Annotated in this window: 21 protein-coding genes; 17 read left to right on the forward strand and 4 right to left on the reverse strand. The window is 23.6% G+C overall.

Features of this window, described 5'->3' with window-relative positions; genetic code table 11:
* Window positions 1-19: 19 nt before the first annotated feature.
* The 3 genes from RJT32_RS01735 to RJT32_RS01745 are packed head-to-tail and all read left to right on the forward strand — an operon-like array spanning window position 20 to window position 3,098.
* Window positions 20-1,123, forward strand: coding sequence for a flagellar basal body P-ring protein FlgI (locus RJT32_RS01735; protein WP_343154034.1), 1,104 nt, complete (start codon window positions 20-22; stop codon window positions 1,121-1,123).
* Window positions 1,123-1,437, forward strand: coding sequence for a rod-binding protein (locus tag RJT32_RS01740; RefSeq protein WP_343154035.1), 315 nt, complete (start codon window positions 1,123-1,125; stop codon window positions 1,435-1,437). Before RJT32_RS01735 ends, RJT32_RS01740 begins: the two co-directional genes overlap by 1 nt.
* A 29-nt stretch (window positions 1,438-1,466) precedes the next feature.
* Complete coding sequence (locus tag RJT32_RS01745; protein WP_343154036.1) at window positions 1,467-3,098, forward strand: FlgK family flagellar hook-associated protein; 1,632 nt, start codon at window positions 1,467-1,469, stop codon at window positions 3,096-3,098.
* Between the two features lie 134 nt (window positions 3,099-3,232).
* On the opposite strand, the gene rne is transcribed toward RJT32_RS01745, so the two are convergent.
* On the reverse strand, window positions 3,233-5,977 hold the full coding sequence (rne, locus tag RJT32_RS01750; protein WP_343154038.1) for a ribonuclease E: 2,745 nt from the start codon (window positions 5,975-5,977) through the stop codon (window positions 3,233-3,235).
* A gap of 299 nt (window positions 5,978-6,276) precedes the next feature.
* On the opposite strand from rne, the gene rluC reads away from it, so the two are divergent.
* From rluC to RJT32_RS01805, 11 genes are all read left to right on the forward strand, one after another.
* Window positions 6,277-7,221, forward strand: coding sequence for a 23S rRNA pseudouridine(955/2504/2580) synthase RluC (gene rluC, locus RJT32_RS01755; protein WP_343154039.1), 945 nt, complete (start codon window positions 6,277-6,279; stop codon window positions 7,219-7,221).
* Window positions 7,222-7,276: 55 nt separating this feature from the next.
* Window positions 7,277-7,441, forward strand: a complete 165-nt coding sequence (gene rpmF, locus RJT32_RS01760) for a 50S ribosomal protein L32 (RefSeq protein ID WP_343154040.1) — start codon at window positions 7,277-7,279, stop codon at window positions 7,439-7,441.
* 107 nt (window positions 7,442-7,548) lie between these two features.
* Entirely contained in the window at window positions 7,549-8,484 is a 936-nt protein-coding gene (gene fabD / locus RJT32_RS01765; protein ID WP_343154041.1) for an ACP S-malonyltransferase, read from the forward strand.
* Window positions 8,481-9,212, forward strand: coding sequence for a 3-oxoacyl-ACP reductase FabG (gene fabG, locus RJT32_RS01770; RefSeq protein ID WP_343154042.1), 732 nt, complete (start codon window positions 8,481-8,483; stop codon window positions 9,210-9,212). Before fabD ends, fabG begins: the two co-directional genes overlap by 4 nt.
* A 55-nt stretch (window positions 9,213-9,267) precedes the next feature.
* A complete protein-coding gene (acpP, locus tag RJT32_RS01775; protein ID WP_343154043.1) occupies window positions 9,268-9,510 on the forward strand; it encodes an acyl carrier protein in 243 nt (80 codons plus the stop codon).
* Window positions 9,511-9,544: 34 nt separating this feature from the next.
* Window positions 9,545-10,180: a dTMP kinase gene (tmk, locus tag RJT32_RS01780; protein ID WP_343154044.1), complete on the forward strand. Its 636-nt coding sequence runs from the start codon at window positions 9,545-9,547 to the stop codon at window positions 10,178-10,180.
* Window positions 10,177-11,160: a DNA polymerase III subunit delta' C-terminal domain-containing protein gene (locus RJT32_RS01785; RefSeq protein WP_343154045.1), complete on the forward strand. Its 984-nt coding sequence runs from the start codon at window positions 10,177-10,179 to the stop codon at window positions 11,158-11,160. Before tmk ends, RJT32_RS01785 begins: the two co-directional genes overlap by 4 nt.
* Window positions 11,161-11,201: 41 nt before the next feature.
* Entirely contained in the window at window positions 11,202-11,975 is a 774-nt protein-coding gene (locus tag RJT32_RS01790) for a TatD family hydrolase (protein ID WP_343154046.1), read from the forward strand.
* Window positions 11,976-12,024: 49 nt separating this feature from the next.
* On the forward strand, window positions 12,025-13,458 hold the full coding sequence (ptsG, locus tag RJT32_RS01795) for a PTS glucose transporter subunit IIBC (protein WP_343154047.1): 1,434 nt from the start codon (window positions 12,025-12,027) through the stop codon (window positions 13,456-13,458).
* A gap of 79 nt (window positions 13,459-13,537) precedes the next feature.
* A complete protein-coding gene (locus RJT32_RS01800; protein ID WP_343154048.1) occupies window positions 13,538-13,882 on the forward strand; it encodes a histidine triad nucleotide-binding protein in 345 nt (114 codons plus the stop codon).
* A 107-nt stretch (window positions 13,883-13,989) separates the two neighbouring features.
* Entirely contained in the window at window positions 13,990-14,457 is a 468-nt protein-coding gene (locus RJT32_RS01805; RefSeq protein ID WP_343154049.1) for a hypothetical protein, read from the forward strand.
* 187 nt (window positions 14,458-14,644) lie between these two features.
* On the opposite strand, the gene RJT32_RS01810 is transcribed toward RJT32_RS01805, so the two are convergent.
* The 3 genes from RJT32_RS01810 to pncB form a co-directional block, all read right to left on the reverse strand.
* Window positions 14,645-15,751, reverse strand: coding sequence for a porin (locus tag RJT32_RS01810; protein ID WP_343154050.1), 1,107 nt, complete (start codon window positions 15,749-15,751; stop codon window positions 14,645-14,647).
* Window positions 15,752-15,828: 77 nt separating this feature from the next.
* On the reverse strand, window positions 15,829-17,229 hold the full coding sequence (gene asnS / locus RJT32_RS01815; protein ID WP_343154051.1) for an asparagine--tRNA ligase: 1,401 nt from the start codon (window positions 17,227-17,229) through the stop codon (window positions 15,829-15,831).
* A gap of 69 nt (window positions 17,230-17,298) precedes the next feature.
* Entirely contained in the window at window positions 17,299-18,501 is a 1,203-nt protein-coding gene (pncB, locus tag RJT32_RS01820; RefSeq protein WP_343154052.1) for a nicotinate phosphoribosyltransferase, read from the reverse strand.
* Window positions 18,502-18,715: 214 nt separating this feature from the next.
* Here pncB and pyrD point away from each other — a divergent pair, with 214 nt between their 5' ends.
* From pyrD to RJT32_RS01835, 3 genes are all read left to right on the forward strand, one after another.
* Window positions 18,716-19,726 carry a quinone-dependent dihydroorotate dehydrogenase gene (gene pyrD, locus RJT32_RS01825; RefSeq protein WP_343154053.1) on the forward strand — a complete coding sequence of 337 codons (1,011 nt, stop codon included), beginning with the start codon at window positions 18,716-18,718 and terminating at the stop codon, window positions 19,724-19,726.
* 88 nt (window positions 19,727-19,814) lie between these two features.
* The gene (gene rlmKL / locus RJT32_RS01830; protein ID WP_343154054.1) at window positions 19,815-21,911 is read left to right on the forward strand and encodes a bifunctional 23S rRNA (guanine(2069)-N(7))-methyltransferase RlmK/23S rRNA (guanine(2445)-N(2))-methyltransferase RlmL; all 2,097 of its coding nucleotides are present in this window, start codon (window positions 19,815-19,817) and stop codon (window positions 21,909-21,911) included.
* Between the two features lie 22 nt (window positions 21,912-21,933).
* Window positions 21,934-23,700 (forward strand): ATP-binding cassette domain-containing protein, encoded by a 1,767-nt coding sequence (locus RJT32_RS01835; protein ID WP_343154055.1) that lies wholly within the window; start codon window positions 21,934-21,936, stop codon window positions 23,698-23,700.
* Window positions 23,701-23,706 lie beyond the last annotated feature (6 nt).

Consider the following 23,706-nt stretch of genomic DNA (forward strand, 5'->3'; position numbering starts at 1 on the left):
TAAATGCATAAGGTATTTTATGTTTAAGATAATATCGCTATTAAAATTTATTATATGTATTTTAATAAGTTTTTACTCTTTCGCTCATGCCGAGAAAATACGTGATTTAACGAGTATTGAAGGTATCAGAGATAATCAATTAATTGGTTATGGTTTAATAGTAGGTTTAGATGGAACTGGTGACCAGTCAACACAGGCTCCATTTACTAATCAATCATTATACAATATGCTTTCTCAATTAGGTGTTACCATTCCTCCAGATACTAATATGCATTTAAAAAACGTAGCAGCTGTAATAGTCACAGCAAAATTACCTCCGTTTAGTCATGCAGGGGAAAAAATAGATGTCGTAGTGTCTTCTATGGGTAACGCGAAAAGTCTAAAGGGAGGCACACTTTTAATGACTCCCCTAAAAGGGGCTGATAATCAAATTTATGCCATCGCTCAAGGAAACATATTAATATCTGAAAAAATTAATTCTCAAAAAAAAAATCACTTTATGAGACTGGATCAAGTGAATTCAGGTAGAATTAATCATGGAGCAACAATTGAGAGGGAAATAAGTACTGATTTTGGAAGAAAAAAAATAATTAATTTACAACTAAATCAAGAAGATTTTAGTATTGCGCAAAAAATAAGTGATATGATTAATTTAAAATATCCAGATACAGCTATAGCAATAAATTCTAAAACAGTACAACTAAATACATACGCTAATAATACAATACAAGTTCACATGCTATCTAATATTCAAGATATAGATATTGCCATGCCTTCTCAGGAAGCTAAAATAATAATAAATCCAAGAACTGGATCTATTGTCATGAACAAAGAAGTCAAATTAGGAACATGTATTATAGCGCATAAAAATTTATCGGTAATAATTAATAGAATAATTCATCAAAATAATACAAATTTAAAAAACTCGATTTTAAATAATAAATCAAATTTATTAAAAAATATTAATAATAATTATATAGAAAACGAAGTAATTAATAATGAAAATTTAAATGATATAATACGAGCATTAAATTCGTTAGGAACCAAACCTGATGAATTAATATCTATTCTTCAATCAATGAAAATTGCAGGTTGTATTCATGCCAAATTGGAAATCATTTAATGCAAAACAATTTATCTTTACTTAACATAAATAGTTACCCGGCGAAGTTAGTCGATGATTTAAAATATCAAGTAAAAATTCATCCTAATAAATACGCATTAGAAACAGCTAAAGAAGTAGAAAGTATTTTTATTTACATGTTATTAAAAAGTATGAGATGTTCTTTATCAAAAGAAAATTTATTAGATAATAATCAAAGTCGTTTATATACTGAAATATACGATGAAAAAATCTCGAAAGAACTAACTAAAAAAGGTATTGGATTAACAAATATTATTTTAAATCAAATTCAACAAAAAAAACTATATACATAATAATTATAATAATTTATAAAGGAAGACATATGAGCACCATATTAACTTCTACTATTTCTAGTATTGATGCTATACAAATATTAATTAATAATACATCAGCAAAAGTTTTAAACCCAAACTCTCAAAACAAATCAGAACGTATTTCAATAGAAAATAACATAGATGAATCTAATATTGACGCAGGAGTAAAGGTACAAAAAGCATATGATGAATATAATAATTTCATTGATGAAGAAAAACGAAGAACGAGTGAACGCGTACAAGATGAGCAAACAAGAATTGAAGAGTATTTAAAATTAGAAGATTTATTTGTTGAAAAAATACATATTTTTAATGATTTAATGATGGGATTAAACTCATCTATAAAAGAAAACATTATTAATAAAAATCAAAATGTATTTAACGAAGAAATTGAAAATAATTTAAAACATATTGTAGGCGAATTGAAAAATTTTAATGAAAAATTAACTTTTTTAGAAAATGATGTTAAAAATACTATATCAGAAAAAATAAAAAAAGCAAATATCTTAATTAATAAAATTTATAACCTTAATATTGATATTCGTTATTTTCCAGTAAAACAAGCGCCTAATGGTATCTATAAGTATATTGATCAAAGAGATAAATTAGTTGATGAATTAAACGATATTATTGGGGTTACAGTAATTAAAGATGATCATACTTTTGAAGTTCGATTAAATAATGGTATGTCTATTATTGACGATAATAAAAAGACAAATTTTATTGTTGTAACATCGAAAACTGATGATAAATATATCAGCATCGGGTATTGGGATGATAATAATAAACAACTAAAAAAAATAGAACATATGATTCCAAGTGGATCTTTAGGTGCTCTTTTTTCATTTCGAAGAGAAGAATTACAAAACGCTAAAAACAAGCTTGGTCAATTAACTATAAATTTTGCCGACAGTATTAATGAGAATCATACGTTAGGATACGATATGCTTGGTAATCTCGGTAAACAAGTATTTCATATTAGTCAACCTGAAATTATAGCTAGTTCAAGCAATAAAACAAACCCATTTACCTCTATCAAATGGATGTCAACTAGCGATGCACAAGATACTAATTATATAGTATCAATGAAAAATAATCGATGGATAGTTCAAAAATTAAGTGATCAAACAATGTTTGAGCCAGAGGTATATCAAAACAATAATAATGTATATCTTAGCTTTGATGGAATGGAATTAAAAATTGAAGGAAATAATAACGAAGGAAACATGTATATGATTAAACCATATGCTAAAACTTTAGATGAGCTAGAGCTTTTAATTGTAGAAGACAGTCCATTTGCATTTTCTTCAACAAATGATGTGAATCAACAAAACAAAAATAATGCAATTATTATACAAAATTTAAATAAAGATAAATTAGTAAATAAAAAAGATACGTTAGGTACATCTTATCTTAAATTTTTAAAATCTATATCATATAAATGTAATGATCTCGAAGAAAAAGTACCTTTTAAACGTCAAATGATTAAAATATTAGAAAATAAAAAATTATCAATGTCTGACGATATTAGTGAAGATTATAAAGAACTTAGCTATGAACAAAAATGTTATCTTGCAAATGTGAAAATATTAAAAATGGCTGAAAGCATTTTCAATGACATTGTCGATTGTTATAGCTAATATTTACATAAATTTTAAAATAAAAACTTACTTTATAAAAGTAAGTTTTTATTTTTTATGTTTAATTTAACTAAAGAATTAATACGTTGTTAACATGATCATATATAGTAAAATTGATTTATAAAAAAACAATTTTATTCAACTTTTGTGACTGGTGAAGTGGAAAGATTATTTGCAGAATGTGCTCCAGCAGAATTATTTTTTTTATTTGATTGTTCTAAAAAAACTGAAAATTTTTTTGTTTTTTTATATTCTGAAGATGGTGTATTATTAACAATTTTAGTAATAGGTGCGTAAGCTTGATATTTCTTTCTTTCTTTGTTTAAATTTTGACTGATTAAATTTTTTTTTTGATGTAATATTAATATACAATTTTTTTTAAAAGTTAACTTTAAGTTTGTTGGTTCTTGTGTTATCTCTAGATTTTTAAAATTTTTTTTAATTATATGAAAATGATTTTTTTTATTTTCTTTAAAATTGTTAAATTTTTTAAACAATGTATTTTTTTGAATGGTTACATTCTTTGGGCAATTAGATAAAATATTTATTTTTTTTTTAATATTTAAATTATTATTTTTTTTTATTGTATCAAATTTTATTAACGAATGTTTAAAACAAACCCTACCAAATGCTAATTCTAATGAGAAAACGAAATTATTATTTATTGACTGAAAAGATTTTGTAGAACATATATCAACAAATTTATTTTTTAAAGATGTTGAATTTTTAATATCAAATGTTTTATAAATTTGACAAATAATAAAATTATTATTTTTAATTAAATTAGTATATTGATTATAATTGAAGAAAGAATCATTTATATCACAAAAAATTTTATTAAATAATAATTCTTTTTTCAAAGAAATGTTATTATTAACGTTATTTAAAGGAAATTTAAACAAATCAAATTTTTTTGTATAACAAATAATATTATTTTTTTTTAAACAATTATTATTAAAAGATAAAGGATAATTTTTTTGATTGATCAAATTATATTTGTTATTAAAATTATTTTTATTTAATATATTTTGTTGAATTTTGTCGTCTGTAGATATAATACTCTTTTTATTAAATGAAAAAATATTTAATTTTTTTAAAAAAACATTATTTTTATACTGAAAAATATTTTTTTTGATCATTAAACTTTTGAAAAAAATATTTTTTATAAAAAAAGATTCTTTTATCCAGGATATAAAATTAATAAAAAAATTATTTTGAATATTTTTTTTTATTTTTTTTCCACGAATCATATTTCTTGAATGTTTAGATTGATTAAATAACACATGGTTTTTTAAAAATGGTTTAGATTTATTTTTTTTTTCTATAATTTCCTTTTTAATATTTTTTGAGTTTTGATATTTTTCAATACTAAAAAGATAGTCTCTAATTGATGGTATTTTTTCCCCTTTTCTAATCCGAGACACAAGGTAATGGGGCGTTTTCATGTTTTTATTGGGAACGATAATTGTTTTTCCACCAGCTTGTCGTTTTTCAATAGCATGCACTGCATCTCTTTTTTCATTTAATAAATAACAAGCAATTTCTATTGGTACAATAGCATGTACTTCATATGTATTTTCTTTTAAAGCTTCTTCTTCAATTAAACGCAAAATTGATAAAGATAAAGATTCATTATCTCTGATTGTACCTGTACCGGTACATCTGGGGCAAACATGATGAGTAGATTCACCTAAAGATGAGCTTAATCTTTGTCGAGACATTTCTAATAAACCAAATTTAGAAATATTACCAATTTGAACACGTGCTCGATCTTCTCGTACAATTTCACGAAGTTTATTTTCAATAACTTTTTGGTTTTTTAAAGCAGTCATATCTATAAAATCAATTACTATCAACCCACCTAAATCTCTTAATCTTAATTGTCTTGAAATTTCTTCAACTGCTTCCAAATTAGTATTAAATGCGGTTGATTCAATATCTAATCCTTTTGTAGAACGAGCAGAATTAATATCAATAGCTGTTAAAGCTTCTGTGCTGTCTACCATAATTGAACCTCCAGATGGTAAACGCACTTTTCTTTGAAAAGCAGAATTAATTTGAGATTCAATTTGGTAATAACTAAATAATGGCACTTCTCCAGTGTATAATTTTATTTTATTAATAAAATCTGGCCGACCTAAAGCAGAAATATGTTCTCTAGCTATATTAAGTATTTTTGGATTATCAATTAAAATTTCACCAATATCTTGACGCAAATAATCTCTAAATGCACGAAAGATAACATTGTTTTCTTGATGAATTAAAAATGGTGCAGATTTATTTTCTGAAGCTTTTTGAATAGCATCCCAGTGTTTTAATCTGAGAGATAAATCCCACTGCAATGATTTTATTGATTTTCCCACTCCAGCAGTTCGAATAATTAAACCCATATTTTTCGGTAATTTTAAAGATAAAAGTAAATCTTTTAATTCAGTACGATCATTTCCTTCAATTCTTCTAGATATACCCGCAATATTAGGACTATTAGGCATTAAAACAAGATAACTTCCTGCTAAAGTAACAAAAGTAGTTAAAGCTGCACCTTTATTTCCTCTTTCTTCTTTATTGATTTGAACTATTAATTCTTGCCCTTCTTGCAAAACATTTTTAATATTTAAATGTATATTGCTATGATAATTTTTTGGAAAATATTTTTTAGCAATTTCTTTTAAAGGTAGAAAACCGTTTTTTTCTATTCCGTAATCTACAAAAGCAGCTTCTAAACTAGGTTCTATGCGAGTAATTTTTCCTTTATATATATTGGATTTTTTTTGTTCTGATCCAGAATTTTCTATATCAAGATCATATAAACGCTGACCATCAACAAGAGCTACACGTAACTCTTCCTGCTGAGTTGCGTTAATTAACATTCTTTTCATTATAACATTTTCTCTCTTATTTTTATAAATAAGTAAATACATCAACAGGAAATATATACTTTTAAAAAAATAATATTTTATTATCTAATCATGATTTTTATTTAAAATATATATAAAAATAAGTTGTTTGAAAATAACTTAAAAATTAATTAAATAAAATTTTTAAAAACTAAAAATATTATTTTTTTATAATTGAAAATTATAAATAATTTAATTATTGATACTAATATATTTATATGATTAATTATATTATAATTAATAAAAATTAAAAAAATTACTTAATTAAAGAGATTTTTTTAATGACATATAAAACATTGTCTGCATCTATTATATATATTAATAAAGATATGATAAATCAACGCATTGATAATTTTTTGAAAAAAAAATTTAAAAATATACCTAAAAGTATGATTTATCGTATTATTAGAACAGGAAAGGTTCGAATAAATAAAAAAAGAATCAAACCTAGTTATAAATTAAAAATTGGAGATAATCTTAAAATCCCACCAATTAAAATTTTAATCGAGGAAAAAAAACAATTCTGTATAAAAAAATATGAAGAAAATTTATTAAATCATATACTTTATGAAGATAATTATTTGCTAGTAATAAATAAACCTTCTGGTATCGCAGTGCATGCTGGAAGCGGTATTAGTTTCGGTGTAATAGAATATTTAAGAGATATTCGTCCACTAGAAAAATTTCTTGAACTTGTACATCGTATTGATCGAGAGACTTCAGGAATATTAATATTAGCAAAAAAAAGAACAGCTTTGATAGCAATGCATCAACAAATACGAGAGAAAAAAATAATAAAAGAATATATTGCGTTAGTACATGGTATATGGCCTCATAGTTTAAAAAAAATATCAAAACCTTTACTAAAGATTCATTTAAAAAATAAACAAAAAAAAATGTTTATTCATAATCATGGAAAAACTGCAGAAACTTATTTTCAAATAAGAAAACAATATTCTTTTACAACATTAATGTCTATTTTCCCGAAAACAGGTAGAACACATCAAATTCGAGCACATACATCACATGAAGGTCATCCAATCTGCTTTGATGAACGTTATGGAAACTCGAATTTAGATAAATTAATAAAAAATAAAATCAACCCTAAAAGACTGTTATTGCATGCTTTTTCAATTAATTTTATACATCCAAAAAGTGGTAACATGTTATATATAAAAGCGCCATTATCTGTGAGTATTAGAAATTTTTTAAAAACTCTTGTATGATATATTAAATAAAATAATTTATTTTCATCTAACAATATTGATAGAGATAAATAATATGGCTGTACAAAAAAACAAACCTACTCGCTCTAAAAGAGGTATGCGACGTTCGCATGACTCTTTAAAAAATATGGCATTATCTATAGATAAATATTCAGGGGAAACACATATTCGGCATCATATAACTCAAAAAGGATTTTATAAAGGTAAAAAGGTTATTTAAAAAAAATATAACAACGGTATTTTAAAATAAGTACCGTTGTATAAAAAAACTATAAATATCATTTATTTATTTTTAACATTTCTTATTTAATAAAAGGTTAATTTAATTTGTTATTTGCTATGTTGTTTCCAGGTCAAGGCGTTCAACATATAAATATGCTATCTTCTTTTTTAAAGAAGGAAAAAATTTTCCAAAATACTTTTGAAGAAGCATCAGAATATATAGGGTGCAATTTATTAAAATTAACTCAAGAAGGGCCGCTAAAAAAAATAAATAACAGTAAATATGCACAACCAATAATATTATCCTCATCTATTGCGATTTACAAATTTTGGAAAAAATATAACGGAAAAAATCCATCATTTATGTCTGGACATAGTTTAGGGGAGTACTCTGCATTAGTTTGTTCTAATGCGTTAAAATTTAGTGATGCGTTAAAAATTGTTACCTTTCGTGGGCAATATATGCAACAAATAACTTTTAATCGATTATGTTCAGTTAAAGCTATAATTGGGTTAAATAAAAATATTATTCAAAAAATTTGTCAAAAATATTTATATAAAACTGTATCAATCGCAAGTATTAATTCTAATAATCAAATAATTATTTCTGGAGATCAAAAAGATGTGCACGAAGCAAGTTTAGATTGTAAAAAAAATGGAGCTCAATATATATTTGATATTAATCTTAATATACCAGTACATAGTAATCTAATGAAACCAGTAGCTAAAAAAATTGAATATATATTAAAAAATATTAAGATTAAAACACCACAAATACCAGTTATTAATAACGTAAATGTTAAATGTGAAAAAAATAGTAAAAATATAAAAAAAGCTTTAATAAAACAAATATATACAACTGTAAGATGGAAAGAAATAATAGATTTTATACAATCAAAAAAAGTGTTTACAATGCTTGAAATTGGACCAAATAATACTTTAACTAATTTAAACAAAAATAATATTAATTTAACTTCTCTTCATACAAGTAATCAAAAATTTTTTTTGCAAGCTTTGAAAATAATCAATAAAAAACAATGAAAAACATACAAAAAACAGCTTTAGTTACAGGAGCAAATAAAGGAATTGGAAAGGCAATATCTATCAAATTGATAGAAAAAGGAATAAGAGTTATTGGAACATCGACTACGAAAAATGGAGTAAAAATAATTAACGAGTATACAAAAAAAAATGGATTCGGTTTAATTTTAGATCTAAGAGATACTAGTTCTATTCAAGAGAAAATTAAAGAAATTTATACGAAAAAGTATTCTATTGATATATTAATTAATAATGCTGGAGTTAAATCAGATAAATTATTAGTACATATGAATAAACAAGAATGGGAAGATACGATAAAGATTAATTTATCATCTATATTTTATATTTCTAAAGCTGTAATTCGTTCTATGATCAAAAAAAAAGAGGGTCGTATAATAACAATTAGCTCAGTTATTGGTTACATAGGAAATAAAGGACAAATTAATTATAGCGCTTCAAAATCAGGTCTAATAGGATTTCATAAATCATTAGCACTCGAAGTGGCTTCAAAAGGTATTACCGTGAATATAGTGGCCCCAGGACTTGTTGAAACAGATTTTATTAAAGATTTAAATATAGTAAAATATAAAAAATATCTATCTAATATCCCAATGAAAAGACTGGGGCAAGCAGAAGAAATTGCAGATTTAGTAATATTTTTATCTTCTAACAACGCATCTTATATTACTGGTCAAACATTGCATATTAATGGTGGAATGTATATGTAGTTAACCAAAAATATATTATTTAATAAAATAAAATATTTAACAACGGGTAAATAACATGAAAGATATTGAAAAAAAAATAAAACGTATTATTGCAAAAAAAATAGATATAAAAATAGAAACAATTAATAATAATTCTTCATTTATAGAAGATTTAGGAGCTGATTCGTTAGATATCGTAGAGTTAATTATGACATTAGAAGAAGATTTTAATATAGAAATATCTGACAATGAAGCAGAAAAAATTAGAACAGTTCAAAATGCTGTTGATTTAATTAATGAAAAAATTAACAATAATTAAATTTTATTTGAAATTAATATAATATTTAAACAAAATGATAAAAAACAAATTCATTGTCATTGAAGGATTAGAAGGCGCCGGAAAAACAAGCGCATGCATTTATGTAAAAAAAATTCTAAAAGAAAATAATATTAAGAATATTATATTGGTTCGACAACCAGGAAGCACACCTATTTCCGAAAAAATTAGAAAATTAATTAAGGGGCATCATATTGAAAAAATAGAAAAAGAAACAGAGCTTTTATTAATATATGCAGCAAGAATACAATTAGTTAAAACAATTATTAAGCCAGCATTAAATCAAGGGAGTTGGGTAATTTCGGATCGCCATGATTTATCTTCTTTTGCCTATCAAGGTGGTGGTTTGGGAATTCATGAAAATATTATTCGTAAATTAAAAAATTTATTATTAGAAGATTTTATTCCAGATTTAACTTTATATTTAGATGTAAAACCTGAAATTGGTTTAAAAAGAGCACTAAAAAGAAGTTCACTAGATAGAATTGAAAATCGATCTTTAACATTTTTTAAAAAAACAAGAAAAAGTTATTTAAACAATATTAAATTAGATAAAAAAATTATTAAAATTGACGCTAATTTAAATATTTCAAATGTTACTAAAAATATTAAAAAACAACTATTAAAATGGCTTCATAAACAATTCATATGAAATTCTATCCTTGGTTAAAAAATCCATACAAAACAATTATTAAACAACATCAACGAAAAAACACACATCATGCTCTTTTAATAAAAACTCAAAGAGGATTAGGAGTCTTTCAATTAATTTGGCATATTAGTAAATGGTTATTATGCAATAAAATAAATGGAATTGAATATTGCAATATATGTCATAGTTGTAAATTAATGTCATCAGAAAATCATCCAGATTGGCATCAATATATGAAAAATAAAAACGAAACCGTTACTATTGATCATATTCGAGAAATGAATGAAAAAATATTTAAATATCCACAACAAGGCCAAAATAAAATAATATTTTTTTCTAATGTTCAAAAATTAACCGAATCTGCAATAAATGCATTATTAAAAAATTTAGAAGAACCACCAGAAAAAACTTGGTTTTTTTTATTAGATTATAGTAATGTTACAATCAATTCTACACTACACAGTCGTTGCTTAATATATAAATTATTTCCCCCAAACGAAAAAAATAGTTTAAATTGGTTAAAAGATCAAAATATTTCAAATAAAATATTTAATATAATTTCATTACGTACTAACCAAGGTTCACCAATATCTGCGAAAAATTTTATTCAAAATGGACTTTTTAAAGAAAGAAAAAATTTATTTTTGTATTTTTTAAAATCTATTAAACATCAAAACTTATTAAAAATATTACCAATTTTATCTGTAAGTAAAACTTTATTAAAAATAGATTGGATTTGTTTATTATTATTTGATGCTATACAAATTTATTTTAATTATAAAAAAAAGATAACTAATTTTGATCAATTAGAATTAATTCAGTTTTTTTCTTATAATTATAATTATTTTACTTTAAATACAAGTATCCAGACTTGGAATAGATGTCGATATAAATTATTAAATATAACTGGTATTAACAACGAATTATTATTATTAGAACAATTACTTAAATGGGAAAAAATTTTAGGTTTTGTTGTTTAATTTTAATTTTTACATAATTTTTAAATTAAAGAGATAAAATTATGTTTTTAATCGACTCTCATTGTCATCTTGACCAATTAAATTACAATTCAGTACATAAAAATATAGAAGATGTATTGCAAAAATCATATTCAAATTACGTAAATAAATTTTTAACAGTATCCACTTCTATTAATAATTTTCATGATATACAAAAATTATTTGATAAATATAATTGTATTTTTTATACCTGCGGAATACATCCGTTATATTGTCAAAAAGAAACAAAAAATTTTCATGAACTAGAATTGTTATCTACAAATAAACGTGTGATAGCATTAGGAGAAACTGGTTTAGATTATTATTACTTACCTGAAACAAAAAAAATACAACAACATTTTTTCCGAAAACATATACAAATTGCGATAAAATTAAATAAACCAATTATTATACATACAAGAAATGCTATAAGCGATACAATACAAATATTAAAAGAAGAACATGCGGAAAAATGTGGAGGTATTCTACATTCATTCACTGAAGATGATGCAATGGCATTTCAGTTATTAGATCTGGGATTTTATATTTCTTTTTCTGGAATAATTACTTTTAAAAATTCAATTCAGTTACAAAATACATTAAAAAAAATACCATTAAAAAATTTATTAATAGAAACAGATTCTCCATATTTATCACCAATTCCATATAGAGGAAAAGAAAATCAACCAGCATATTTACTTGATATAGCAAAACATATCTGTTTACTAAAAAAAATACATTTGGAAGAATTTGCTAAAATTATAAAAAATAATTTTTATACATTATTTAAATTTTAAAATAAAATATATCATTTAATTAATTTTATATACTTAGGAGTTTTTTAATATGTTTAAAAATGTATTTTCAAGCCTTCAAAAAATTGGTAAATCACTTATGTTGCCTGTATCAGTGTTGCCGATTGCAGGAATATTACTCGGTGTAGGATCTGCTCATTTTAGTTTGATACCTAATACTATTTCTGAAATTATGGCTCAAACAGGAGGTTCTGTTTTTTCAAATATGCCATTAATCTTTGCGATCGGAGTGGCTCTTGGGTTCACTAAAAATGATGGTGTAGCCGCGTTAGCTGCAGTTGTTGCATATAGTATTTTAATTAAAACATTATCTGTAGTTGAACCAACTATATTACATAAAGGTATCGATATAGTAAAAAATAAAAATTTTCCTGATATAGGAATACTTGGGGGGATTATAGCAGGATCGATTTCTGCATATATGTTTAATAAATTCTATAAAATTCAATTACCTGAATATTTGGGATTTTTTGCAGGGAAAAGGTTTGTTCCTATTATTTCTGGTTTATCTTCAATATTTATAGGATTAATATTATCTTTAATTTGGCCGTCTATTGCAAAAAAAATTCAAATATTTTCTCAATGGGCTGCTTATCAAAATCCAATTTTTGCCTTTTCTTTGTATGGTTTAGTAGAAAGAGCGCTAGTACCATTTGGTTTGCATCATATATGGAATGTTCCATTTCAAATGCAAATTGGAGAATATACGAATTCTATTGGACAAGTATTTCATGGTGACATTGCAAGATATATAGCCGGCGACATAACGGCTGGAAATTTATCAGGTGGATTTATTTTTAAAATGTATGGACTTCCAGGTGCTGCTTTAGCAATTTGGCATACAGCAAAAAAAGAAAATAAAAACAAAATAGGTAGCATTATGATATCAGCTGCCTTAACAGCTTTTTTAACCGGAATTACAGAACCAATCGAATTTTCATTTATATTAGTTGCACCTATACTATATGTTGTACATTCTTTTTTGGCCGGATTATCTTTTCCACTATGTATTTTATTAAATATGCGTGCTGGAACAAGTTTTTCTCATGGATTTATAGATTTTATTGTATTAAGTGGTCACAGCAGTCAACTATTTCTTTTTCCGATTGTTGGTATTTTATATGGTATTTTATATTATATTATATTTTATTTTTTAATAACAACATTTAACTTAAAAACTCCAGGAAGAGAAAGCAATAATCATAATATTACTACGAAAAATAATATTGAAATAGCGCCTCATATTATTGCAGCTCTTGGGGGTAAAGAAAACATTACAAATTTAGATGCTTGTATTACAAGATTACGAATTACAGTATTAGAAATATCAAAAGTCAATAAAATTTCTTTAAAAAATTTAGGAGCGGCTGGAGTAGTTATATCAGGTTCGGGAGTGCAAGCTGTTTTTGGGACTAGATCGGAAAATATTAAAACAGCAATAGATGAACATTTAAACAAAATATAAAAAAGGGGTGAGTACAATTCAACTCGCCCAATAATTAATATATTTTATATTATAAATATATAAATAAGAATATTTTATTATGAATAATCATGTAATTTTTCAAAAAATTATAAAAAAAGAAATTAAAGCAAATATTTTATATCAAGACAAAATAGTAACTGCTTTTTCAGATATACACCCAAAGGCTCCTGTGCATATATTAATTATTCCAAATACATTTATAAAAACAGCAAATGAAATAAATAAAAAAAATAAAAATATTATTGCACATATGTTTTATATTGCTATTCAAATTGCTAAAGAAAAAAAAATTAGCGAAGATGGATATAAAATAATTATTAACTGCAACAAAAACGGAGGTCAAGAAATTAATTATTTACATATGCATTTATTAGGCGGGATAAAATTAGAAACATTATATTGAAAATATGATTCTTTTAAAAAGGTTAACACTTGAAAAAAAAATTAGCATTTTTTTTTATGATTTTATTTTTGACTAATAGTTGTTCATTTTTTCATAGAATAAACAGTGTGTTAAACCAAAATAATAATTCGGAAGAAAATACAAATATTATTTTGTTAAATTTTACTAATACTGTTGACAATATTATTACAGAAATATCTCATGATAAAAATATCTTTTTTTCTAAAAAAATATCGTTATATATCAATACTTTAAGAAATAAAAGCAATATTTTTTTAGAAAATAAAAAATTAACAAATATTATAAAACACCACATCTCTAAAAAAATAAATACATTTAGTATTATTAATCAAAATCAAATTAATAAAACTAAAAAAAAATTAGGATTATCTGAAAATAACGAATTTATTAATACAAGTACTGCAATGTTGTTAGCTAGAAATAATCAAGCAATATATTACATTGATAGTAGTATTATTCAAAATAATCAACTATTGTTATTAAAAATAAAATTAATACTCGTTCAAACAGGGGAGATTATATTTCAAAAAACAAAAAATTTTTACTTCTTATAAAGTATATAAAATATTAATTATTAAGAGTAGATCTTTCTACTAAAATTTATATTATAAAATATATTTTTAAAATATATCAATAAAAGATATATTTTATTGATGATAAATCAGTAGAAAGCTCTAACTCTTTAATTTAATTAATACATATCTTTAAATAATTAATTAAAATAACTGAATATAAAAACAATTAAAATTGATATACTAATCCAGCACCAATAATATTATCTGTAGGAATTTTATTTGTTTTAATAAAATCATTTTCTTTTAATAAATTAATTTTGTAATTCATATAAGTTGAAATATTTTTATTAAATTCATAACGAGTTGAAATATTAATTTGTTTCGCTAAACCTACTTCACTTTTTTCAGTACCATGAATATTATAACCTTTGGAATCTATATAACTTAAAGCAGGATGAAATCCAGATTTAAAATTGTATTCTGCAATCGCTTCAATATTTTGTGTTTCATTGATATAAGTATTGCTACGGATATTATGAGGTGTTAAATTTTTTGCAGCACCATAAAAAGCAGCAATATATACATTATCAGCGTTATATTTAAAACCTAATCCATATGAACTTACACGTTTTAAACTTTTATCGGTTTCAGATGATGAGTTAGGTCTATCTGATGTAAAACAAGATCCAATAGCAGTTAACCCTGAATTACTTTGATATTTTAATGATGCACCCCAACCTGAATTATTTTTTTGATTTTGAGTTCTACTTTTAGTTGCATCTTGATATTGTAATGCAAAACTAATTCCTTTCATTAAACCAAAAACATTATCATTTCTGTAAGTTAACAAACTACTGTTTCTACCTACCATATAATTATCATTATATGCAAAAACACTATTGTTTATAATATACGGAACATGATTAGTTAAAGATTCTGCATCATGGATTATACCATAATTTCTACCATAATCTATAGATCCTAAATTTCCATATTTCAACCCAGCATACCCTAAACGTATAGTACTGGATTGTTGTTGATTCATTAAATCTTCAGGCATAAAAAAATCAGTTTTGTATTCAATTCTCGCATAACTAGAAAGTTTTTTAGTGATATTAATTTTTCCTGATAACCCTAAAATAGCATTTGTATTATCTTCCTTTGAAGTAATTTTGGTAGATAGAAAACTATTTGAGAATTCATGATTAGGATTAATACTCCCATAAAATTCTAATTTGTTACCATTTTTATTAAAAATTTCTGCAGCTGTTACTACACTACTATTAGCTAACAATATTGGTATTAATATTGATAAAGATTTTTTTTTATTCATAACTTTTAAATTACCTTATTAGAAACGTAATATAAATTAAACAATTATACAAATAATTTAATATAAAAAATTTATTTTTAAAAATAAGAACACTTAGAAGTACGAGGAAATGGTATAATATCTCTTACATTAGAAATTCCGGTAATATATGAAATAAAACGTTCAAAACCCATACCAAAACCTGAATGTTGAACAGTTCCATATCGTCTAAGATCTCGATACCACCAATATTCTTCTTTTTTTAAACCTAATTCAGATAAACGTAAATCTAATATAGAAATACGTTCTTCACGCTGAGAACCACCTATTAATTCACCAATACCTGGAACTAAAAGATCCATTGCTGCAACAGTTTTGTTGTCATCATTTAATCTCATATAAAATGCTTTTAATTCTTTCGGATAATCAGTTATTATTACAGGTCTTTTAAAATATTTTTCAACAAGAAAACGCTCATGTTCAGAATTTAAATCCATACCCGGCGAGACAATTTTGTTAAATGTATTTTGAGAATTTATTAAAATATTTATAGCATCAATATATTTTATACGTATAAAATCTAATAATAAAAATCTTTCAAGACGTTTAATTATATCACTATCAATATAATTTTTAAGAAATTTAATATCTGTAGTGCAGTTTTTTAAAACACACTTACACACATATTTTAACATTTCTTCTGAAAATTTAGATATTTCATATAAATTTAAAAAAGATGACTCAACTTCTAACATCCAAAATTCTGCTAAATGACGAGTAGTATTTGAATTTTCAGCGCGAAAAGTCGGACCAAAAGTATATACTTTAGATAAAGAGCAAGCATATGTTTCTAAATTTAGTTGCCCCGAAACAGTTAAAAAAGATTTTTTTCCAAAAAAATCTTTTTTAAAATCAACGGAACCATTATTTTTCTTAGGAATATTTTCCATATTCAATGTTGAAACATTAAACATTTCTCCGGCACCTTCAGTATTAAGTCCGGTAATAATCGGTGTAGGAACCCAATAATATCCTTTTTTATGCAAAAACTTATGTAATAATTGAAATATGTAATTCCTTATTCTTACCACTACTCCTATTAAATTTGTTCTACTACGTAAATGCGCTACTTCTCGTAAATATTCCAAACTATGTTTTTTAGCTGAAATTGGATAAGTATCTGGATCTTCAACCCATCCCAAAATTTGAATTTTTTTTGCTTTTATTTCATATTTTTGTTGTTTACCTAAAGATAAAATAAGAATACCTTCAATTGATACAGAACATCCAATCGTTAAACGTAGTATTTCTTTATAATTGTATAAAGTATTATTAGCAATAACTTGTATAGAATGGAAACATGATCCATCATATACTGTAATAAAAGAAAATCCAGATTTTGAACTTCTACGACTTCGAACCCATCCATATATAGTAATTAAATTGTTTAACATAATATCATTTTGATATATTTTTGATATTGATACCACTGTATTCATAATTTTTCCCTTATACCTTATTTCCTAAAAAATAGCCATAAAAAATAAGTTTTATCAAAATGACTAATATTATTTAGAACCATTGAAAGGCAAGTTAAATGTTTGAAATAAAGATTCCATAAATTTTTTGTCTAAACAAAATTTTTTACCAGGACTATCAGATATTTTAGCTACTGGTTTTCCATTGCATTTAACTAATTTAATTACAATATTTAGTGGTTTTACATTTGGAATATCGCAAGTTAGTTGTGTGCCAATACCAAACATAACATTAATTTTACTTTGAAATTTTTTATATAAAGTTATAATTTTTTTAAAATTTAAATTGTCTGAAAATAATAATGTTTTAGTGGACGGATCAATTCCTAAACGTTTATAATGTTTTAAAGCTTTTTCAGCCCACTGTATTGGATCACCTGAATCATGTCTAATACCTTGGTATGATTTAGATAAAAACAAATCAAAATCACGCAAAAAAGAATCCATGGTAATACAATCTGTTAAAGCAATACTTAAATAATTATTATATTGACATAACCATATTTTTAACGCTAAAGATTGGCTGTATCTTAAATTAGAACTAATTTGCTGATGTGCTTGAAACCATTCATGTGCTTGAGTTCCTACTGGAGATAGTTTTAAAATACGAGAAATATGATAATTACTTGATCCAATTAAAAAGGGAAATGTTTCTTTTAATCTTTTGATGATAGAATATTGTACATCATATGAAAATCGGCGTCTTGTTCCAAAATCAATAATTTTTAAACGAGATAAATCTAAACCTTTAGTAGAATCAAAAAATTTTTTTAACTTTAAGTTTAAATAATTTATTGCGATTTTTGGGGTAATTTCAGGATTATGATTTTTATGAAAAATTTCACTAATTAAAGATAAAATAGGCACTTCCCATAAAATAACTTCTTTCCATAAACCAGTAATTCGAATATGTAACTGACCATTATAATTATTTACTTTTACTTGAGTGATATTATAACGAAAATTTTTTAACCAATGTAAATATTCTTTTTTAAAAAATGGAAAAGAATTCATATATAAATATTCTTCATGAGTTAAAGATAAAGATTCCATCATATTAATTTGATCTAATAAAATATTTGAATAATTTCCAAGCACATTAGGCCCTCTACAAATCAATTCCGCAACAACATGAACATTTTTATAACAAAAAAATACAGCTTGCTGCATATGCAATTTATATGCATCAGTATCTAATAACGTTTGTATAATTGGATAATTATATTTTTTCATAGTGTATCTAATTTTATAATACTTTTTTATATTAAAACAATTATTATATAATTTTATATGTCAAGTTATGTATAAAATATAACATAAATACAAAAGTTATCAATTTTTTACAAAATATCTGTTTATTATAACCTAAGAATACAAAATTTTTCATATGTATTAAAATTATAATAAAATAATTATATTTTTACTTAATTCTACAAAAGGAATTATAATGTTTTACTATTTAATCCGTAAACTTTTATTTTTAATGGATCCGGAAAAATCACATATATTTACATTAAAATGTCTTAATTCTAAACATATGCAAATATTTATAAATTTATTTTTAAAACCGATTCCATCAATACCAGTGAAATGTATGGGATTAGTATTTCCTAATAAAGTTGGTTTAGCTGCGGGGATGGATAAAAATGGAGAATATATAAATTTTTTTAATAAATTAGGATTTGGTTTTATTGAATTAGGAACAGTTACCCCTCTTCCTCAAGTTGGTAATCTAAAACCAAGAATATTTAGAATACCCTCAAAAGAAGCAATTATTAATAAAATGGGATTTAACAATCTTGGTATAGAAAATCTTATCTGTAATATTAAAAAATCAAAATTTAAAGGAATAATTGGAGTAAACATAGGGAAAAACACACAAACTCCTATTGAAAATTCAATAAATGATTATTTAATATGTATTGAAAAAATATATTGTTATACTGATTATATTGCTATTAATATTTCTTCTCCAAATACAAAAAATTTAAGAAATCTTCAATATGGCATATTATTTAATAATTTATTAGAAAATATTAAAACAAAACAAAAAGAAATGCATCAAAAATATTCTAAATATGTACCAATAGCGATTAAAATTTCACCTGATTTATCCAAAAATGAAATAATTGATATTTCAAATCAGTTAATTAAATTTAAAATAGATGCAGTTATTGCAACTAATACTACTTTAGATCACTCAAAAATATATAAAATGCAAGAAAATCGAATAACAGGAGGACTAAGTGGTTTTCCTTTGCAAAGCAAAAGTAATACTGTAATTTCAATTCTATATAAGCAACTAAAAAAAAAAGTACCTATAATTGGTGTAGGAGGGATTAACTCATTAAATGCAGCAAAAGAAAAAATTCAATTAGGTGCTGAATTAATACAAATATATTCTGGATTGGTATATCATGGTCCAAAATTTATTAGACATCTCATTAAAAAATTATAAAATATTTTACATTAATTAGAATTTTAATTTACAAAAAAACTCATAAATTATTTTAAAAATTTTAAAATATAAAGATCTATCAAATAAGATGAACTATTTATATGCTAGTACACATTTAGGATGTGAAAAATTATTAGAAAATGAACTTATTTTTTTAGGAGCAAAAAATATACATATCACTAAAGGAGGTGTTTATTATGAAGCTGAAAATTTATTATTGTACAAAAGCTTAATGTGGAGTAGAGTTGCTTCAAGAATTTTTATATGCATAAAAAAATTTATCATCCAAAGCACAAGCGATTTATATATTAATACTTATAAAATTAATTGGAATAAAATTTTATTCTTAGATAAAACTTTTTTCATCAAATTTAAAGGTAATAATAATATCATTCGAAATAGTTCATTCGGAGCTTTAACTATAAAAGACGCTATTGTTAATCAATTTTATGAAAAATATTCAAAACGACCAAACATCAATCTTGCCAAACCTGATATTCGTATTCAAGCAATATTAATTAATAATACAATAAATCTTATGCTGGATTTAAGCGGCTCTTCTTTAAATGAAAGAGGATATATAAAATCCAATAATAATATTTCACCACTTAAAGAAAACTTAAGTGCAGCAATTGTATTAAGTTCTTCATGGAAAAAAAATATTCCTTTAATAGATCCATTCTGTGGATCAGGAACGTTGTTAATTGAAGCTGCAATGATATATTCTGATAGAGCCCCTGGATTAAAAAGAAAACAATGGGGTTTTCAATCATGGAAAGGATATAATAAATGTTTATGGAATCTCGTTTTAAATGAGGCAAATAAAAAGTTTGATATTAGTATTCAAGAATGTAAAAAAAATTTATTTATAGGATGTGATTATCGTAATAAAATTATAGAAGAAGCTAAAGAAAACGCGTTTAATGCAAATGTATTAGATATTATTCAATTTAAAATATCTGATTTAAACAACCTTAAAAATCTATGTAAATTGCATAAAGTAGGAACGTTATTAAGCAATTTATCATGTGAAGAGCGATGTAATACTGAAAGTACATTAGTCGGTGTATATATTCAAATGGGTTATATATTTAAACAATATTTTAAAAATTGGAAAATATCGATATTTACTTCATCAGAATTTTTATCAAAATTTTTACAAATAAACGAATATAAAAAACTATTTTTCCAAAATGGATCATTAAATTGCTTTTTGAAAAAGTATGAAATATCTTCAGAAGAATGCAAAAATAATGATGAAGAATATCAAAATAGATTAAAAAAAAACATTCAAAAATTAAAAAAATGGAATGATTTTCATAAAATTGAATGTTTTCGCGTATATGATAGAGATATACCGAATTATAATATTGTCGTAGATGTTTACAAAAAATGGTTAGTGATTCAAGAATATCAAGCACCAAAAACAATTAATGCATATCATTCTTATGAAAGATTATGTAATGCGATTTATTCTACTAAAAGAATATTATCTATTCCAATTAATAATATAGTTTTTAAAATTAGAAAGAAACAAAAATATCAATTTCAATATCAAAAACTTTTTAATAGTAATAAATTTTTTATGATTAAAGAATATAATGTGAAACTATTAATAAATTTAATTGATTATTTAGATACAGGACTATTTTTAGAACATCGACTTGTAAGAAATTTAATAAAAACTATGTCTTATAATAAAGATTTTTTAAATTTATTTTCATACACTGGAAGCGCTAGTGTTTATGCTGGATTAGGAGGGGCTAAAACTACAACTACTATAGATATATCTAACACATATATACAATGGTCAATAAAAAATATGGCGATTAATAATTTGAAAGGAAAACAGCATTATTTTATTCAATCAAATTGTTTAGAGTGGATCCGCTCAAATTATCAAACATTTGATTTAATATTTCTTAATCCACCAACTTTTTCTAACTCAAAAAAAATGAAAAAAGTTTTTGAATTAAAAAAGGATTATCTTAATTTACTAAGTAGTTTAAAAAAAAATTTAAGAAGAAATGGTTATATTATTTTTTCAAGCTCTACAAATAATTTTAAAATTAATTTTAACGAAATTAAAAAAATTCAATTATATGTTAAAGATATTACTAATTTAGTACAATCAAAAGATTTTTTAAATAAAAAATATTATTCTTGGTTAATACAACATATATAAGTACATATGAAATGAGAAAAATATGAATTTAATTAGCATACAAGACGCTTATTTATCATTTAGTAATTTAGACATATTAAAAAACGCTTCTTTTTATCTTAATGAAAACGAACGCGTTTGCTTAATTGGGAAAAATGGAGCTGGAAAATCAACTTTGTTAAAAGTAATTAATAAAAAACAAGATCTAGATAAAGGATCTGTAGTTTATAGAAAAAATATTAAAATATCATATTTATCGCAAGAAAATTTAAATCATACAAATATTTCTATTTTTGAATTTATTAAAAAAAAATTTAAAGAAATTAATACTCATGAAACTATACAAATAAAAAAAATTATTACAATGTTACAACTAAAAGAAAATACTTTACTTTCAGAAGTATCTGGTGGATTTCTAAGAAAAATTGCATTAGGCGCTGCTTTAATAGATACACCTGACGTGTTGCTACTTGATGAACCTACTAATCATTTAGATATTAATACTATTCAATGGTTAGAAAATTTTTTAAAAAATTTTTCTGGTAGTATTATTTTTATATCACATGATAGGTCATTTATTGACAACATATGCACAAGAATTATTGATCTTGATCGTGGAAAACTAATATCTTTTTCAGGGAGTTATAAAAAATTTATTCAATTTAAAAATCAAAATAATTATATTGAAAAAGTTAAACAAAGATTATTTGATGAAAAATTAGAAAAAGAAGAAATTTGGATTAAAAAAGGAATAAAAGCACGTGCCACCAGAAATGAAGGACGAGTAAAAAATTTAATAACATTAAGAAAAGAAAAAGAAGATTATAGAAAAGTAGAAAAATTTAATAATATTAAAATTAATGAAATTAAAGATTATTCTGGCAAAATAGTTTTTAAATTAACAAATATAAATTTTAGTATAAACAATAAAAATATTATTCAAAACTTTTCAGAAATAATACAATATGGTGATAAAATAGGATTAATTGGTAACAATGGTTCTGGAAAAAGCACTATGATTAAAATACTTACAGGAGAAAATAAAATTCAAAAAGGAAATTTTTATGCATCAAAAAAATTAAAAATAGCATATTTCGACCAAAATAGATCGATATTAAACTCTCAAAAATCTATTGTAGATAATGTAAATGAAGGATATGATAAAATATTGATTAATGGTCAAGAAAAACATGTAATAGGGTATTTAAAAAAATTTTTATTTAAACCCCATGAAATAAAACGATTAGTCAAAACTTTATCTGGTGGAGAATGCAACAGACTTCTTTTAGCTAAACTATTTTTAAAAAAAAATAATGTATTAATTTTTGATGAACCAACAAATGATTTAGATTTAGATACATTAAAAATCTTAGAAGAAATTATTATTCAATATTCTGGAACCGTGATTATAGTAAGTCATGATAGATATTTTCTTAAAAATACAGTGAATAAATATTGGATATTTAAAGAAAATGGATTAATTACCAAACACTTAGGAGAATATAATGCATCAACTGTAAAAAAAGTTAACAAAAATAAAAAGAAAAATAATATACGAATATTCAATAATAAAACAGACTTATTAAATAAAAATCAACTTCAAAAAGAAATAAAAAAAACATTAAATCAAATTGAAAATATAGAAAAAAATATTAAAATGCTACAGAATCAAATAAATCAACCTAACTTTTTTAAACAAAATATTATTCATAAATTACCGATAATTAATGAATTAAACGAAGCAGAAAAGAAACTAGAAAAACAAATAATATATTGGGAAAATTTAGAAAGCAACACAAATAAAAAATAAAAAATT

It is taken from the genome of Buchnera aphidicola (Aphis aurantii) (assembly GCF_039388985.1).
GTDB classification, from domain to species: domain Bacteria; phylum Pseudomonadota; class Gammaproteobacteria; order Enterobacterales; family Enterobacteriaceae; genus Buchnera; species Buchnera aphidicola_BL.

Coding starts and splice junctions, on each gene's coding strand:
- RJT32_RS01735 (WP_343154034.1), top strand. CDS start 20: ATGTTTAAGATAATATCGCTATTAAAATTTATTATATGTATTTTAATA.
- RJT32_RS01740 (WP_343154035.1), top strand. CDS start 1,123: ATGCAAAACAATTTATCTTTACTTAACATAAATAGTTACCCGGCGAAG.
- RJT32_RS01745 (WP_343154036.1), top strand. CDS start 1,467: ATGAGCACCATATTAACTTCTACTATTTCTAGTATTGATGCTATACAA.
- rne (WP_343154038.1), bottom strand. CDS start 5,977: ATGAAAAGAATGTTAATTAACGCAACTCAGCAGGAAGAGTTACGTGTA.
- rluC (WP_343154039.1), top strand. CDS start 6,277: ATGACATATAAAACATTGTCTGCATCTATTATATATATTAATAAAGAT.
- rpmF (WP_343154040.1), top strand. CDS start 7,277: ATGGCTGTACAAAAAAACAAACCTACTCGCTCTAAAAGAGGTATGCGA.
- fabG (WP_343154042.1), top strand. CDS start 8,481: ATGAAAAACATACAAAAAACAGCTTTAGTTACAGGAGCAAATAAAGGA.
- acpP (WP_343154043.1), top strand. CDS start 9,268: ATGAAAGATATTGAAAAAAAAATAAAACGTATTATTGCAAAAAAAATA.
- tmk (WP_343154044.1), top strand. CDS start 9,545: ATGATAAAAAACAAATTCATTGTCATTGAAGGATTAGAAGGCGCCGGA.
- RJT32_RS01785 (WP_343154045.1), top strand. CDS start 10,177: ATGAAATTCTATCCTTGGTTAAAAAATCCATACAAAACAATTATTAAA.
- RJT32_RS01790 (WP_343154046.1), top strand. CDS start 11,202: ATGTTTTTAATCGACTCTCATTGTCATCTTGACCAATTAAATTACAAT.
- ptsG (WP_343154047.1), top strand. CDS start 12,025: ATGTTTAAAAATGTATTTTCAAGCCTTCAAAAAATTGGTAAATCACTT.
- RJT32_RS01800 (WP_343154048.1), top strand. CDS start 13,538: ATGAATAATCATGTAATTTTTCAAAAAATTATAAAAAAAGAAATTAAA.
- RJT32_RS01810 (WP_343154050.1), bottom strand. CDS start 15,751: ATGAATAAAAAAAAATCTTTATCAATATTAATACCAATATTGTTAGCT.
- asnS (WP_343154051.1), bottom strand. CDS start 17,229: ATGAATACAGTGGTATCAATATCAAAAATATATCAAAATGATATTATG.
- pncB (WP_343154052.1), bottom strand. CDS start 18,501: ATGAAAAAATATAATTATCCAATTATACAAACGTTATTAGATACTGAT.
- pyrD (WP_343154053.1), top strand. CDS start 18,716: ATGTTTTACTATTTAATCCGTAAACTTTTATTTTTAATGGATCCGGAA.
- rlmKL (WP_343154054.1), top strand. CDS start 19,815: ATGAACTATTTATATGCTAGTACACATTTAGGATGTGAAAAATTATTA.
- RJT32_RS01835 (WP_343154055.1), top strand. CDS start 21,934: ATGAATTTAATTAGCATACAAGACGCTTATTTATCATTTAGTAATTTA.